Below are 15,881 nucleotides of genomic sequence, written 5' to 3' on the forward strand. Positions count from 1 at the left end.
TAGGGCGTGAGCAGCTTGATGCGCTCGGCCCATTTTTCCTTCGCCATCGAAGAACCACGTAGCCGAAGAGGGCGACAATCGGAACTGCAACGGCCAGCGGCATCAGGCTGCGGCGCTGAACAGACGGGAGCCTCATCGTGCCGCCTCCGTCATGACTTGTGTCGGGGAGATCTTCTCCACGCGAACGACGATCATTTCGTCACCTCGATTGCGCGCCGGTAGAGCGCGAAGACACCTGGAGCGCTCTCGCGGATGAACTCGACATTTCCGGCGAGCAAGGACTGCATCACAAGTCCCTGGATCGTGCCGATGAAAAGCGCGGCCGCGGCTCTCTCGTCGAGTGATGCGGGGAATTCGCCGCATTCCTTTCCCTGAACGAGAAGACGACGAAGGCGCTCGCCGTATCGCTGGATGAGTGTCTGCGCCATGCGCTTGGCCAATGTCTGCTCGCCGCGTTGCAGTTCTCCAAACAGCATCCGCGGGACGCCCGGATGATCCGTGATGAACGCGATGTGCGTCATGAAGGCCGCCTCCAAGGCAGCAAGCGGAGAAGCAGCGGCGGAGGTGGACTTGTCGATCCGGGCGAGCAGGCGGTCGGAGACCCACGCCATGACCGCCTCGAGAATGGCGTCCTTGGAGGGGAAGTGCCTGAACAGGGCGCCCTGCGTCACTCCCATTCGCTTGGCGATCGCGCCCGTCGTGATGTCGCTCGGATTCTGCTCCGCGGCTAGCTCGACGACGGTTTCAATCGTCACCTCGCGTCGCTCCTCGGCGGAAAGGTAAGCCGGTCGAGAGGCCATGCTCAAACTCCAAAAGATAGTAAGTGATTACTATCTAATCGCTCACTGCAATTGTTGCAAGGGTTCAAGCCAAATTTCGTGCCGAGATCGAGTGGTACGCGGACCGATGGCCCCGTCGCGGCGGGATCCGTCGTGCGCCTAGCGTCGGAGGGAAAGCCTCGGCGACAACGTCACAATCCGCTCATGGTTCTCGCCGGCATCGCCAAGCGCGCGCAAGGCGAGGCTGGCTGCCGTCCGGCCGATCTCGCGGCGCGGCGAGTAGGAAGTCGCGATCGCCGCGGGCAGGGCATCGGTCAATTCCAGGCCGTTGAATCCGGCGAGCAGGATCGTATCGGGAACGGAAATGCCCTGCTCGATGCAGGCGAAGAGCCCGCCCGCCGCCATATCGTCGTTCGAGTAGTAGATGCAGTCGAGGTCCCCCGTTTCGGCGAGCAGTGTCATTGTCAGCCGCTTGCCCATAACTGGCGAGGAGCCCTTGTCGCCCACCTTTTCTACCGTAAACCGCAATCCGGCCTCGGCCAGTGCGCGCTCGAACCCTGCCTTGCGCCGGCTGGCACGCTGGTCCCTGTCGAGCCTGCTGCCGACATAGCCGAATTTTCGCCGCCCTTCCCCGAGGAGGGCGCGACCCATCTCCTCGCCCGCCGCTGTGTGTGAGAGGCCGACGCAATAGTCGATCGGCGTGCCATCGGTGTCCATGATCTGGACGACCGGAATATCGGCCTGCTTCAGAAGCTTGACGGTCTCTTCCGGCTGGTCGAGGCCGGTGACGATCATTGCGGCCGGGCGCCAGGAGAGCATGTTGCGAATAACCTCACGTTCCTTGCCGGGGTCGTAGTCGGTCAAACCGAAGACGGCCTGCATGCCGGTGCCTTCGAGGGCTTCGCTGATCCCTGAGAGCACTTCCGGGAAGACGATGTTCGACATGCTGGGGACGACGACGCCGATGAGGTTGGTGCGCCTGGAGGAGAGCGAGAGCGCCAGTCTGTTGCCCACATATCCTACCTGGTCGGCGGCCTGCCTTACCTTGACGACCGTATCGCTCGAAACGTCGGACGCGCCCCGGAGCGCGCGTGATGCGGTCATCTTGGAGACTCCGGCCGTTGCGGCCACTTCTTCGAGAGTGGGTCTTCTCATACTGGATCCTACCGGCCATCCCGCCGACGCCGCAGTGATGTACATGTCGCGGCGGGCTCAGCGAACCGAACCCGCGTTGACAAGAGCGACTTGGTCGCCCTAGGTTGGCGGTATCGATACCGGTACCGATAACGGTGCCAACGAAGGAGTGCAAGAGAGCCGCTGCCTGAGCGCAGCATTCTCGCGGCACGCGGTGAGAAGAGGAGGCGGGCCCCGACAGGACGAAGCTCCTTCGAGCCCGAAAGGAAGAGCCGACAGCAGATTTGAGGGAGGGGAGCCGCGAATGCATGTTCTCGTGATCGGTGCCGCCGGGATGATCGGTCGCAAACTGGTCGAACGGCTTGCCGGCTCGCCCTCCGTCCTCGGCAGCGATATCGAGCACCTGACACTGGCTGACGCTATCACGCCCGCAGTCCCCGAGGTGCTGCAATCGGTCACGGCGGCGCTCACGGTTGATCTCGCGGACGCAGACACGGCGACGAGACTGACCGAGGGACGACCCGACGTCATCTTCCATCTTGCGGCGGTCGTCTCCGGTGAGGCGGAGGCCGATTTCGACAAGGGCTATGCGGTCAATCTCGACGGTACGCGCGCGCTTTTCGAAGCGATCCGAAGAGAGGGGCGCCGTGAGCCCTATCGTCCACGGGTGATTTTCGCATCGTCCATCGCCGTTTTCGGTGCGCCGTTTCCCGAAATCATCGGACAGGACTTCTTCGCGACACCGCTTACCAGCTACGGAACGCAAAAAGCGATCGCCGAATTGCTGCTCGCCGACTATTCCCGCCGCGGCCTCTTCGACGGCGTCGGCATACGCCTGCCGACCATATGCGTTCGTCCGGGCACGCCGAACAAGGCAGCCTCCGGCTTCTTCTCCAACATCCTGCGCGAGCCGCTTGCCAGCAACGAGGCCATACTGCCGGTCAGCGACGATGTCCGTCACTGGTTTGCCAGCCCCCGCTCGGCGGTCGGGTTCTTCATGCATGCCGCGACGATGGACACCAGCCTCATCGGTCCGCGCCGTAATCTCACGATGCCCGGGCTTTCGGCAACGGTCGGCGAGGAGATCGAGGCTCTGCGGCGGGTCGCCGGCGACAGGGCCGTTTCTTTGATCCGCCGCGCGCCGGACCCGCTGATCGCGGGAATCGTCGCCGGCTGGCCGAGCAACTTCGACGCGAGCCGCGCGATGAAGCTCGGCTTTCGGGCGGAAACCACATTCGACGAGATCATCCGCATCCATATCGAGGACGAGCTTGGAGGCCGACTGCCGTGATCGCCGTACGCCGGTCGCCCTGGCACCGGCACTGACAGCATGCCGGCCGTTCCGGGGCGCAGGAGTTGAGGAGCTCCACGTCGCGCGAGGAGGGGCAGGAAAGACAAGAATCTGACCGACTGCACTCTGGGAGGAGACGCATGGCCAATGTCCAGTTCGCCGAGGTACGAAAGTCCTTCGGCGCCTTTCCCGTCATCAAGGGCGTCACCATCGACATTGAGGATGGCGAGTTCGTCATTCTCGTCGGCCCATCCGGTTGCGGAAAATCGACGCTCCTGCGGATGCTCGCCGGACTCGAGAACATATCCGGTGGCGAGATCCGGATCGGCGGGCGCAAGGTGAACGACCTGCCACCGAAGGAACGCGACATCGCTATGGTGTTCCAGAACTATGCGCTCTATCCGCATATGACGGTTGCCAAGAACATGGCGTTCTCGCTGATGCTGAACGCCTCGCCGAAGGAAGAGATCGACCGGCGTGTCAATTATGCGGCCGGCATTCTCGGCCTGACGAACCTGCTCGACCGCTATCCGCGCCAGCTTTCCGGCGGCCAGCGCCAGCGCGTCGCCATGGGCCGCGCGATCGTGCGGGACCCTCAGGTCTTCCTGTTCGACGAGCCGTTGTCGAACCTCGACGCCAAGTTGCGCGTCGCCATGCGCGCCGAGATCAAGGAACTGCACCATCGGCTGAAGACGACGACGGTCTACGTGACGCACGACCAGATCGAGGCGATGACCATGGCCGACAAGATCGTGGTGATGCATGACGGCCGTGTCGAGCAGATCGGCTCACCGCTCGAGCTCTACGACTACCCGAATAATCTCTTCGTCGCCGGCTTCATCGGTTCGCCCGCCATGAACATGATCAAGGGCACGCTCGATCGACAGAACCCGCAGGTCTTCGTCGCCGCCGACGGCACGCGCCTGCCGCTGTCGAAGCCCTTTGCGGAAGCCGTGGGCAAGAGCCTCGTCTACGGCCTGCGCCCGGAATACATCCGACTCGACCGCGACGGCATGAAGGCGGAAGTCGTCGTCACCGAGCCGACCGGCTACGAAACGCAGATCATCGCCAGGTTCGGCGGAGAAGAGATCACGTGCATCTTCCGCGAACGCCTCGATGCGAAGCCGGGCGAACCGATCGGCATCGCCATCGACCCGGCGCACGTCCATCTCTTCGATGAAGAAACCGGCATGCGACTTGCCGGATGACACCGCAAGGCCGTGCCCGTCGGAAGGAACGCCGGGCGCGGGGAGAAGCATGAAACCGCGGCAATCGCCGAGGGGACAGGCAGTGTCGCGTGACCAGCGTCCCGTACTTGGAGGAGGAGCATTCATGACGATCAAGAGAAGAACATTCCTTGCCGGCACGGCCGGCCTCATTGGTGCCGGCGGTCTTCCGGCGTTCGGACTCCGGCCGGCCCTTGCAGCCGAACCCACCTATACGCCGGAGGCGGGTGCCAGCCTGCGCCTCCTGCGCTGGGCACCCTTCGTGCAGGGTGACGAGGAGGCATGGCTCGCCAATACGAAGAAGTTCACGGAGGCGACCGGGGTCGAGGTGCGTATCGACAAGGAAAGCTGGGAGGACATCCGGCCCAAAGCCGCCGTTGCCGCCAATGTCGGGTCGGGGCCCGACCTCGTGATGTGCTGGTTCGACGACGCGCACCAGTATCCGGACAAGCTCGTCGACCTGACCGAGCTCGGCACCTATCTCGACGGCAAGTATGGCGGCTTCTACGACGGCCTGAAGGGCTATGCGATGCGCGACGGCAAGTTCATCGCCATGCCGCTGACGGCAATCGGCAACGCGGTCGTCTACCGCGATAGCCACATGAAGGCAGCGGGCTTCAGCGAGTTCCCGAAGGATACGGCAGGCTTCCTCGAGCTCTGCAAAGCGATGAAGGCCAAGGGAACGCCAGCCGGCTTCCCGCACGGAAAGGCGGTCGGTGACGGCAACAACTACGCCCACTGGCTGCTTTGGAGCCATGGCGGGAAGATGGTCGACGAAGGGGGCAACGTAACGATCAATTCGCCGGAAACGCTGGCAGCCCTTAACTACGCTAAGGAGCTCTATGCGACCTTCATTCCAGGCACGGAGAGCTGGCTCGACATCAACAACAACCGCGCCTTCCTCGCCGGCCAGGTGTCGCTGACTGCCAATGGCGTTTCGGTCTACTATGCCGCGAAGAAAGATCCGAACCTCGCCGCGATCGCCGAGGACATGCGCAGCACCAACTTCCCCGTCGGACCGGTCGGGAAAAGCGTGGAGCTGCACCAGACGAGCTCGCTGCTCGTGTTCAACCACACGAAATATCCCGAAGCTGCCAAGGCCTACATCAAGTTCATGATGGAAGCCGATCAGATGAACGCCTGGATCAAGGGCTCCAGTGCCTATTGCTGCCAGCCGCTGAAGGCGTTTGCCGACAATCCGGTGTGGACGGAAAACCCGATCCATGCCCCCTATGCCAAGGCTTCCGAGACCTTGCGGCCGAACGGATATGCCGGTCCGCTCGGCTATGCGTCGGCGGCCGTGATGGCCGACTACGTCCTGGTTGATATGTTCGCCTCCGTGGTGACCGGCGCGGCAACGCCGGAAGACGCCATGGCCCAGGCCGAGAAGCGGGCGAACCGCTACTACCGCGTCTGATTGTTCGTCGTTCCGGGGGCGCGGAAAATCGCCGCGCTCCCGCATCCCGATTCTTCTCTGGAGTGAAACACTGATGACGATGACGACAACGGATCCCGGTCCTCCGCAGGGCTCGCTTTGGTCGCGGCTCGGCAACAATAGGGATGTGCTCGGCTTTCTCTTCATGCTGCCGGCGGCCGTCTTCCTTCTGTGCTTCCTCACCTATCCGCTCGGGCTCGGCGTGTGGCTCGGCTTCACCGATACGCGGATCGGCCGGGAAGGCATCTTCATCGGGCTGGAGAACTACGAGTTTCTCTGGGACGACAGCGTCTTCTGGCTCTCGGTCTTCAATACGGTCCTCTATACGGCGGTCGCATCGGTGCTGAAGTTTGCGCTCGGTCTCTGGCTGGCGCTGCTTCTCAACGAACATCTGCCGTTCAAGTCGTTTTTCCGCGCAATCATTCTGCTTCCCTGGGTGGTGCCGACAGTCCTGTCGGCGCTGGCGTTCTGGTGGATCTACGATTCCCAGTTCTCGATCATTTCATGGTCGCTCATCAAGCTCGGGCTCATCGATCAGCCGATCAATTTCCTCGGCGATCCGACCAATGCGCGTATTTCGGTCATCGCCGCGAATGTCTGGCGCGGCATCCCCTTCGTCGCGATTTCGCTGCTCGCGGGCCTGCAGACGATTCCGGCCTCCTTGCAGGAGGCCGCCTCGCTCGACGGGGCCAGCAGCTGGCAGCGTTTCCGGTACGTGACACTGCCGATGCTGACGCCGATCATCGCGGTGGTCATGACGTTCTCGGTTCTCTTCACCTTCACCGATTTCCAGCTGATCTACGTGCTGACCAAGGGAGGGCCGGTGAATGCCACGCACCTGATGGCCACGCTCTCCTTCCAGCGCGCGATCCCCGGCGGGCAATTGGGCGAGGGGGCGGCGATCGCCGTCGCCATGATCCCGTTCCTGCTCGCCGCCATCATGTTCTCCTTCTTCGGGCTGCAGCGTCGCAAGTGGCAGCAGGGCGGAGGCGACTGACCATGGAGCCGATCATGAACACCAAGAGCCCTGTTCCCGAGGCGGTTCTGACCGACGACAGCCAGGGCATGTCCTATCTCAGCAGCCTGCCCCGGCGGGTCATGACGATCTACCTGCCGCTCGCCGTCTTCGTCTTCGTGCTGCTCTTTCCTTTCTACTGGATGGCGATCACGGCGGTGAAGCCGAATTCCCAGCTGACGGACTACGACAATTACAGCCCCTTCTGGGTGGTCGGTGCGACGCTCGACCACATCAAATACTTGCTCTTCGAGACGTCCTATCCGGGCTGGCTCTGGAACACGATGCTGGTGGCTGTCGCCTCGACGGCGCTCTCGCTCTTCGCGGCAGTGCTCGGTGCCTATGCGATCGAACGCATCCGCTTCACCGGCTCTCGCTCCGTCGGCTTGATGATCTTCCTCGCCTATCTCGTGCCGCCGTCGATCCTCTTCATCCCGCTCGCCTTCATCGTCTTCAAGATCGGCATCTATGATACGCGGATGGCGCTGATCTTTACCTATCCGACCTTCCTCATTCCCTTCTGCACCTGGCTGCTGATGGGCTACTTCCGCTCGATCCCCTTCGAACTCGAAGAGAGCGCGCTGGTCGACGGAGCGAGCCGTCTCCAAATTCTCACCAAGATCATCCTGCCGCTCGCGGTGCCGGGGCTGATCTCGGCCGGCATCTTCGCCTTCACGCTGTCGTGGAACGAGTTCATTTATGCACTCACCTTCATCCAGTCGTCCGAGAACAAGACGGTGCCGGTCGGCGTTCTGACGGAGCTTGTCCGCGGCGACATCTTCGAATGGGGATCGCTGATGGCTGGCGCGCTCTTCGGCTCGCTGCCGGTGGTCATCCTCTACTCGTTCTTCGTCGACTATTACGTGTCGTCGATGACGGGTGCGGTCAAGGAATGACAGCCGAACCGGTTCTCAGGCGCGTTTTGCTCGGGGCGTCTTGCCGTCGTTCGCCGTGTCGACGGACGCAAATTGCGAAGCCGGTGCCGGACGTCCGATGTGGTATCCCTGGATGCGGGCGATGCCGAGGTCCCTTGCCAACGCGCCTTGTTCCTCTGTTTCGACGCCCTCGATCAGGATGCCCGATCCGCGATTGCGGATGAGGGTCACCATGTCTTCGAGCATTGCCCGACCGTCGGCGGTATCCGCCGCATGGAGGAAGGACCGGTCGATCTTGACCGTGTGGAAATCCACGGCACGGAGCCAGGAGAGGCCCGCATGTCCCGTGCCGAAGTCATCGAGCCATAGCCTGACGCCGAGAGCCTTGAGTTCGGAAATGCTGGCAGTGACATAGGAGTGCAGTTCCATCGCCAGCCCTTCGGTGATTTCGAGGGCGAGGCGGTTGCCAGCGACGCCGCTGCGGGCGAGGATTTCGGCGACCGCGGCGGCAAAGCCCGGTGCCCGCAACTGAACGGGCGAGACGTTGACGCTCACCAGTTCCACCTTGTTCGGCGCCAGCATTTCCTCGCAGGCGGTGCGGATCGCCCACAGGCCGAGATCGTGTATCGCCCCCGTCCGTTCCGCGATCGGAATGAAGGAGCTTGGCAGGATCGGCGTGCCGTTCAGCCCGTTGAGCCGCATCAGTGCCTCGGCGGCAACCACCCTTCCGGTGTCGGCGTCCCTGATCGGTTGATAGACCAGTGAGACGAGATTGCGGGCGATGGCGATGTTGAGGAGAGCGGAGATGCCTTCGCTTTCGTCGCTGATCAGCGGGTCGTTGGGGTCGAAGATCTTCGCGCAGTGTCGCCCGCTCGCCTTGGCCCCGTAAAGCGCGCGGTCCGCTTCCCGGACCAGCATCTCCAGTTTCGTTGCGATGGTCGATCCGGTGAACGTCGCACCGACACTCGCGGTGACGACTTCGATGCCGTCCGGGCGCTGGTCGTGTTCGATCGCGAGCTCTTCCACAGCGCGGCAGATCGCATTCGAAAGCTCCTCGATATGTGCGACGCTGTTCGTGCGGAGGATGGCGATGAACTCCTCACCGCCGAATCGTCCCACCGTGCCGCCGAGGGCCTCGACCAGTCCGCGGAGCGTGTCCGCCACCAGGCAGAGACTGTGGTCGCCGTTCTGGTGGCCGTAGCGGTCGTTGTACATCTTGAAGAAATCGACGTCGATCAAGAGGACGGCGAAGTCGTCGCCATAAACTCGCCACATGTTCCAATGCTTGCGCAATTGCAGGTCGAGGGCGCGCCGGTTGTCGAGCCCGGTGAGCGGGTCGGTGTAGGAGAGCTTCAGCAGTGCCTCGCCACGCTCTGCGGCCGATTTGTGCTGGATGCGCGCTTCGAGCGCGTTGACGAAGACGTTGTAGCGCTCCCGGTTGAGCTTCCAGTTCACATAGGACGTGAAGACGAAGCAGGAGACATAGAAGAGCGCAAACGCGAACGCATAAGCGCCTTCCGGTCGGAAGCTTGTAAGCGACACGAGGAAGGCGAGCAGGATCGCTCCCGAGGCTGTGAGTGACAGGCTGAAGCGGAAGCTGAAGAAAAGATTCTCGCCCATCATGAAGATGGCACCGAAGATCATGTAGTACGAGATCGCTTCGGTGTGGGTCGTCATGAGGGCCGGATACATCCAGCCGATATAACCGAGTACCACGGCGCTGGCGCAGGTGCGGTCGAGCCATTCGGTTGCCACGTTCATCAGCCGCTGTACTTCGAAGAGGGCGAGTGCGCCGACTCCGATGGCGATGCGGGCCGCGATCGTATAGTCGGCGACGTCCGGGATCAGGATGATGTCGGGAATGGCGAAGGCGAGATAGACGATAACCGCAACCCAAAAGCCCTGCCTGACGGCGGTTCGGCGGTCTTCCTCGTCCTGCCTGCGGTAGAGTTGCCGCAATTCCGCCTCGGGCGGCAAAGTGGGGGCCTCATGCCGGTCTTCGTCTATTCCACCAGTCCAGGTGTGCCTCATGCCCCTTCTCACAGTCTCCTGCCGCTCGGCAGATTATGACCGCGCAGCTGCGCATAATCGCGTGCAATTTGCTTCAATCACATTCCGATGCAAGGTGACAGGCCATGTTCTCCAAGTCATCACTACAGAGTAAAAGGTGTTCGTGAAGATTGAGTTAAATTGAATTCTTGTACCAAAATGCTACATCTCTCTACCTCGCCTTTTTATGATTTCTCGCACTGTACAAGTTGTAGCAAATCAGGCCATTCTCGCCCGCGTAGTTAAGCCTTTGTTAAGGAGCGGAGCCTCTATGAGTCAGTTGCAAGTAGTGTTCGACGGCGAAAGCCTTATCACGCCCGAGGCGATGGCTGGAGGAGCCACGGCGGGAGACTATGAGCACTTCGACGAACAACTCGCGATTGCTCGCGGCGAGATCGCCGTCATGCTGGAGCTCGCAAGGCAGCGCTGGGAGAGGGCAGACGATCCGCGCGCCATCATCGACTACGTGGCAGGTGGGCTTCACGATATTCGTTCCCGGTTCAATCCGACCGTCTGGAAGGCGCTCGTGCCGGTGGTGCAGCGCCACCCGGTGTCGGCGTTCTTCCTCGAGGATCCGTTCACGCGCTGGTCTTTCGAGAAACCGCGCGGATATTCCGGCGACGCGCATCTTCTGGATTTCATCTACGGACATCCGGATGCCGAAGCCGAGATTGCCGCCGCCACGCCGACCGGAAAGGCCCTTTATAATTATACCAAGGACGCCTCGTCGTCGGTCGCCGTCCGCGAGCGTCGCGATCTGCTGACAAAATATGTCGATCAGGTCGCCGATGCACGGGGAGCGGAGACGGAAATCCTGACCATCGCCTCAGGGCATCTGAGGGAAGCGGATCGTTCCGTTGCGTTGCGCGAGCGGCGGCTGAAGCGCTGGATCGCGCTCGACCAGGATCCGCTCAGCGTCGGATCGGTCGCCCGCGATTTTCAGGGAACTTCTGTCGAGGCCGTCAACGGCTCGGTCCGGAGCATCCTGAACAACAAGCAAAAGCTCGGCCGATTTGATTTCATCTATGCAGCGGGCCTCTACGATTACCTCGCGGACAACGTGGCGGTGAAACTGACGCAGAAGTGCCTCGAGATGCTGAAACCCGGCGGGCTCTTTTTGTTTGCCAATTTCGCGGAGGGTATTCGCGTCGAGGGTTACATGGAAACCTTCATGAACTGGGAACTTCTCTGGCGCAACGAGGCGGACATGTGGCGCATCGTCAACGCAAGCATCGACCGCAACACGGTCGAGCCGGAGGTCTGGTTCGGAGAAAACCGCAACATCGTCTACGGCACGCTGCGACTGCGCACGTGAGGACATCCGAAACCCCGGCGCGACGGCTGCCGGGGCTCCCGGCAATCTTAAGCCTGGTTTATTCTCTGGTGCCTCACGGCATCGGGTCGAATTCAGCTATGTCCGGTTGTGCGCTATTGAAATTTGCACCCCGTTATGGAATATCGGGGTTGACTGATTAAGTAGTCGCTGCCGGTCAGCGTTCGGACTACACAGCTCGACACCGGGGGATGAATGCCGACATTCACAGCGGGTATGCGGACGGTGCGGGATTCAGGGTCAGCCAACACCGGTTTCGGAGACGTCGTCCGCCGCTCGTCGGCGAAATCGCGTGTTCGCGGCTTGCAGGCCTCGAGTGCTCTCTGCGGCGCCTCCGCTCTTGCAGGTTTATTGTTTCCCTTGGCAGGCGCGCTCCTTGCCGGATCCGATGCCGCCTGGGCTGCATGCGCCCCCGGTGCGACGGCCGCTTGCAGCGCCCCCGGCGGTGCCGGTTACGCTGATCGCAGCGGCGACGGGGGCGCCGGCAACGGCGATGGCGGCGGGGCGAGCGTCCTGGTCGGCCCCGATACGGTCGTCTTTCCAGGTGACCCCAGCTCAAACGGTGACGGAGGCGCTGGGGCTTCCGGCGAAGCCGCCGGTGGCACCGGTGGTGTTGCGGGCTTCAGGACCTTTTCCGGAACGATCTCGGTCGTCGGGGGCGTGAGCGGCTCAGGCGGAGGCGTCGGGGCCGACGGATTCAACTTCGCCTCAGGCGGTGGTGGCGGCGGTGCCGGCGTCTATTTCGGCGGTTCGGGCCTCACCGTGAGTTCAGGGGTTACCGTGGCCGGCGGGAATGGCGGTGCCGGTGGCGAGGGAACGTCCGGAATTGCTGCCAACGGTGCCGGCGGTGGCGGAGGCGGCTCCGGCATAGCGATCGTGGGCCTCGGGACCACCATCGACAACTCTGGCAATGTCGTGGGTGGCAACGGCGGAGCGGGCGGCGGCGGCGGTTTTGCCGGCGGTGGCGGCGGCGGCGGGGACGGTCTCCTGATGCTCGGAGTCGGCACGATCGCCACCAACGTCGGGACAATTACGGGCGGCACCGGCGGAGCAGGCGCGATCGGACCCAGTTGGACGAGTTCCGCGGGCACGGGCGGCGCCGGGGTCAATATGGTCGGCACCGGCGGTATCCTGCTCAACGTTGGGACGATTACCGGAGGTGCCGGCAATGGCGACGGGGTGGCCGGTGCTGGCGTTACGACCTATGGGGGTAGTATCATCACCAATGCCGGTACCATTGCCGGCGGGCTCTACAGCGATGGCGTGACACGTGCCGCCGCCATCCGCTTCGGCGGCAGCGGCAACAGCTTGAACCTTCTGACCGGTTCGGTCTTGCTGGGCGATCTCGAGCTGACGTCAGGTGCCTCTGCCACGATCGCTGCACAGAATACGGGTCTGGCGCTCGGCAATGACATCAACCTCGCAAGCGGCTCTTCGGTGACGTTTGGCGGCAGCGTGGCCGCCCTGTCTGTCTCGGGCATCATCTCCGGCAGCGGCGATCTCACCAAGACCGGTGCAGGGACACTGACGCTGAACGGCGTAAATACCTACACCGGGCTGACGACCATCAGCGGCGGCAAGCTCGTGATCGGTGATGCCAGCCATCCCGGAGCGAGCATTGCCGGCGCCGTGGCGGTCCAGAATGGTGCGACGCTTGGCGGATCCGGTACGGTCGGGACGACGACCGTGGCCAATGGCGGTGTGATTGCGCCGGGGAATTCCGTCGGGGCGCTGACGGTCAGTGGCGATCTTTCCCTTTTGTCTGGATCAATCCTCGACTACGAGCTTGGTAGCCCCGGCACATCTGCGGCAAGCCCGGGAACGAGCGATCGCATCGACGTGACCGGCGACCTGACGCTGGACGGCACGCTCAACTTGGCCCAGAGCAGCAATGCGGCAGACGGTACGGCCGGCTTCGGCTACTACCGGCTGATGACCTACGGTGGCACGCTGACCAACAACGGGCTCGTCGTCGGCACGACGCCGGTCCTGTCCGACCCGGCGGATTACGCGATCCAGGCGGGCGGCGGCAATGTCGACCTGTTTATCGCCGCGTCCGGTGACGACACCCTGCAGCACTGGCAGGGTGGCAACGGCACATGGAACGCAACCGATGACAAATGGCTCAGCACCGGCGGTGTGATCCCTGTCATATGGGCGGGAAATACTGCCGTATTCAAGAACGAGCCCGGCGGCTTCAGCGGCGGCGCCATCGCGGTTACCGGTACGCAGAGCTTCAAGGGACTGCAGTTCGTCGACAGCGGCTACCGCCTGGAAGGCTCCGGAGAACTCCTGGTGGACGGGTCGGCGCGCGCGGACGGCAACGCGGAAATCCGCGTGCTCGCGAACGAGACGGCGGAAATCGCCACGGAGATTTCCGGCACAGGCGGCATCTCGAAGACCGAAGGCGGCGTCCTGGTGCTGGAGGGGACCAACACCTATCAGGGCGGCACGCGGTTGCTCGGCGGCACCATTTCCGTTTCGGCGGATGGGAACCTCGGCGACGCCGCCGGTACGCTGGCTTTCGACGGCGGCACTCTGCAGGTGACCGGCACGAGCTACGACGGCACGGCCCGGACCCTCTCCTGGGGTACAGGCGGCGGCGGATTGGAGATCGTCGACCAGAACAACGCCTTCATTCTCTCGCAGGACATCGCCGGCGGTGGCATACTCGTCAAGAAGGGTGCCGGCACGCTCGTCCTGACCGGCGCGAACTCCTATGGCGGGACACTCGTCGCCGCCGGAACCCTCCGCGGCGACGCCGCGTCTATTGCCGGCGATATCGGCAATGCGGGGACGGTCATCTTCGACCAGAGTGCCGACGCGAGCTTCTCCGGCGATATCGCAAGCTATGGCGGCACGGGCGGGACCATGGTGAAGCAGGGCGCCGGCATGCTGACCCTCACGGGAGGCTCGTCCCTCGACTGGACGATTGACGACGGCGGCCTGACGACTGCGGCCGAGCGCTTCACCGGCGACGCGGTGATCGCCGCCGGCGGCAGTCTTACGTTCTCCCAGCAGACGGATGCCCAATATGGCGGCACGCTTTCCGGTTCGGGCAGCGTGGTCAAGAGCGGCAACGGGGCTCTGCTCTATACGGGGGACGGGTCCGGCTTCACCGGCACCACCACTGTTGCCGACGGGCTCCTGAGTATCGGCCCGACGGGCGGAACGACCGTCCTCGGCGGCACCATAGACGTGCTTGCCGGCGCAACGCTCGGCGGGTCGGGCACGATCGGCACGACGACACTCGGCGCCGGCGCGACGATCGCGCCCGGCAACTCGGTTGGGACGATCAACGTCGCAGGAGACGTGGTTTTCGACGCCGCATCCAGCTATGAAGTGGAAGTCGATCCCGCAAGCACCGACAGTGACCTCGTTCACGCGACAGGAACCGCCTACCTGAACGGTGCCAGCGTCGCCCATGTCGGCATGACCGGGAGCTACCGGCCGTTCTCCACCTACGTCATCCTGACCGCCGACGGCGGCATCGACGGTACATTCAGCGATGTCATCTCGAACTATGCGTTTCTCACGCCGGAACTCGGTTATGACGCCAACAACGTCTATCTCGAACTGACGCGCAACGACATCGACTTCGTCGACAAGGCGAGGACCAGGAACCAGAAGGCGACTGCTGCCGGCGTCGAGAGCCTGGGCCTCGGTTCGGAAATCTATGGTGCCGTCGCGATCCTGCCCGACGACGAGGAAGTGATTGGCCAGGCGTTCGACGCGCTTTCCGGCGAGATCCACGCATCGGCCAAGACCGCGCTGATCGAGGAAAGCCATTTCGTGCGCGATTCCGTCAACGAACGCCTGCAGGCCGCATTCTCCGGCGTTCCTTCATCCTCCATGCAAACCATGGCCTACGGACCGGACGGGTCGCACCCCGCGCCGGCCGATGGCGATGGATTGCTGGCGTGGGGCCACGCCTTCGGCGCCTGGGGCTCTTCGGACGGTGACGGCAATGCCGCAACGCTCGACCGCTCGATCGGAGGTTTTCTCGCCGGCATCGACGGAGCGTTCTCTCCGGACTTCCGGGTCGGTCTGCTGACAGGTTACAGCCACACCTATTTCGCATCGGATGACAGGTCGTCCTCCGGCTCGAGCGACGACTATCATATCGGACTGTACGGTGGCGGCCGCTGGGATGCTTTCCGGATCACAGGCGGATTGGCCTATACCTGGCACGACATCGGAACCGATCGCTCCGTCGCCTTCAACGGTTTTTCCGATCGTCTGTCCGCCGACTATGATGCCCACACCTTCCAGGCCTTCGGTGAAGCGGGATACCGGATCGACACTGCCACCGGCTTCTTCGAACCCTTCGCCGGCCTTGCCTATGTCAATCTCCGCACAGGTGCCTTCAGCGAAGATGGCGGTGCGGCAGCATTGGCGGCAGGCGCCCAGTCGACGGAAACGACCTTCACCACGATCGGACTGCGCGCCACGACTGACCTGGGCCTGATCACGCCGAAAGCAAGAGCTCACGGCACCCTCGGCTGGCGGCATGCCTTCGGCGACACGGTTCCGCAGTCGACGCAGGCCTTCGCAGGCGGCGACGCATTCACGGTTGCGGGTACGCCGATTGCCGAGGACGCCGCGGTTATCGAGGCCGGTCTCGATTTCGATATCGCCGCGGGCGCCAGGCTCGGACTTTCCTACAACGGCCAGATCGCGGCCGATGCCCGGGAGCACGGCTTCAAGGCGAGGATCGACGTGCAGTTCTGATCTTCCGATACGG

10 protein-coding genes are annotated in these 15,881 nt (G+C 63.1%); 7 read left to right on the forward strand and 3 right to left on the reverse strand.

From position 1 onward, the window contains the following. Positions 1-191: 191 nt before the first annotated feature. Positions 192-800, reverse strand: a complete 609-nt coding sequence (locus tag ACM6UT_RS21620) for a TetR/AcrR family transcriptional regulator (RefSeq protein WP_416799388.1) — start codon at positions 798-800, stop codon at positions 192-194. 138 nt (positions 801-938) lie between these two features. Next, positions 939-1,979 carry a LacI family DNA-binding transcriptional regulator gene (locus ACM6UT_RS21625; RefSeq protein WP_416799389.1) on the reverse strand — a complete coding sequence of 347 codons (1,041 nt, stop codon included), beginning with the start codon at positions 1,977-1,979 and terminating at the stop codon, positions 939-941. A gap of 238 nt (positions 1,980-2,217) precedes the next feature. On the opposite strand from ACM6UT_RS21625, the gene denD reads away from it, so the two are divergent. From denD to ACM6UT_RS21650, 5 genes are all read left to right on the forward strand, one after another. Next, positions 2,218-3,204, forward strand: coding sequence for a D-erythronate dehydrogenase (gene denD, locus ACM6UT_RS21630; protein WP_416799390.1), 987 nt, complete (start codon positions 2,218-2,220; stop codon positions 3,202-3,204). A gap of 140 nt (positions 3,205-3,344) precedes the next feature. After that, positions 3,345-4,412, forward strand: a complete 1,068-nt coding sequence (locus tag ACM6UT_RS21635) for an ABC transporter ATP-binding protein (protein ID WP_416799391.1) — start codon at positions 3,345-3,347, stop codon at positions 4,410-4,412. Positions 4,413-4,536: 124 nt separating this feature from the next. After that, on the forward strand, positions 4,537-5,847 hold the full coding sequence (locus ACM6UT_RS21640; RefSeq protein ID WP_416799392.1) for an ABC transporter substrate-binding protein: 1,311 nt from the start codon (positions 4,537-4,539) through the stop codon (positions 5,845-5,847). 79 nt (positions 5,848-5,926) lie between these two features. Then, positions 5,927-6,862, forward strand: coding sequence for a carbohydrate ABC transporter permease (locus tag ACM6UT_RS21645; RefSeq protein ID WP_416799432.1), 936 nt, complete (start codon positions 5,927-5,929; stop codon positions 6,860-6,862). Positions 6,863-6,876: 14 nt separating this feature from the next. Then, complete coding sequence (locus ACM6UT_RS21650) at positions 6,877-7,776, forward strand: carbohydrate ABC transporter permease (protein WP_416799393.1); 900 nt, start codon at positions 6,877-6,879, stop codon at positions 7,774-7,776. A gap of 15 nt (positions 7,777-7,791) precedes the next feature. On the opposite strand, the gene ACM6UT_RS21655 is transcribed toward ACM6UT_RS21650, so the two are convergent. Then, entirely contained in the window at positions 7,792-9,786 is a 1,995-nt protein-coding gene (locus ACM6UT_RS21655) for a putative bifunctional diguanylate cyclase/phosphodiesterase (protein WP_416799394.1), read from the reverse strand. 289 nt (positions 9,787-10,075) lie between these two features. On the opposite strand from ACM6UT_RS21655, the gene ACM6UT_RS21660 reads away from it, so the two are divergent. Both ACM6UT_RS21660 and ACM6UT_RS21665 read left to right on the forward strand, forming a co-directional pair. After that, complete coding sequence (locus ACM6UT_RS21660; RefSeq protein ID WP_416799395.1) at positions 10,076-11,119, forward strand: class I SAM-dependent methyltransferase; 1,044 nt, start codon at positions 10,076-10,078, stop codon at positions 11,117-11,119. Positions 11,120-11,332: 213 nt separating this feature from the next. After that, the gene (locus ACM6UT_RS21665) at positions 11,333-15,868 is read left to right on the forward strand and encodes an autotransporter domain-containing protein (protein WP_416799396.1); all 4,536 of its coding nucleotides are present in this window, start codon (positions 11,333-11,335) and stop codon (positions 15,866-15,868) included. Positions 15,869-15,881 lie beyond the last annotated feature (13 nt).

The sequence above is a fragment of the Ciceribacter azotifigens genome, from assembly GCF_048159625.1.
Taxonomy (GTDB): domain Bacteria; phylum Pseudomonadota; class Alphaproteobacteria; order Rhizobiales; family Rhizobiaceae; genus Allorhizobium; species Allorhizobium azotifigens.

Coding starts and splice junctions, on each gene's coding strand:
- ACM6UT_RS21620 (WP_416799388.1), bottom strand. CDS start 800: ATGGCCTCTCGACCGGCTTACCTTTCCGCCGAGGAGCGACGCGAGGTG.
- ACM6UT_RS21625 (WP_416799389.1), bottom strand. CDS start 1,979: ATGTACATCACTGCGGCGTCGGCGGGATGGCCGGTAGGATCCAGTATG.
- denD (WP_416799390.1), top strand. CDS start 2,218: ATGCATGTTCTCGTGATCGGTGCCGCCGGGATGATCGGTCGCAAACTG.
- ACM6UT_RS21635 (WP_416799391.1), top strand. CDS start 3,345: ATGGCCAATGTCCAGTTCGCCGAGGTACGAAAGTCCTTCGGCGCCTTT.
- ACM6UT_RS21640 (WP_416799392.1), top strand. CDS start 4,537: ATGACGATCAAGAGAAGAACATTCCTTGCCGGCACGGCCGGCCTCATT.
- ACM6UT_RS21645 (WP_416799432.1), top strand. CDS start 5,927: ATGACGACAACGGATCCCGGTCCTCCGCAGGGCTCGCTTTGGTCGCGG.
- ACM6UT_RS21650 (WP_416799393.1), top strand. CDS start 6,877: ATGAACACCAAGAGCCCTGTTCCCGAGGCGGTTCTGACCGACGACAGC.
- ACM6UT_RS21655 (WP_416799394.1), bottom strand. CDS start 9,786: ATGAGGCACACCTGGACTGGTGGAATAGACGAAGACCGGCATGAGGCC.
- ACM6UT_RS21660 (WP_416799395.1), top strand. CDS start 10,076: ATGAGTCAGTTGCAAGTAGTGTTCGACGGCGAAAGCCTTATCACGCCC.
- ACM6UT_RS21665 (WP_416799396.1), top strand. CDS start 11,333: ATGCCGACATTCACAGCGGGTATGCGGACGGTGCGGGATTCAGGGTCA.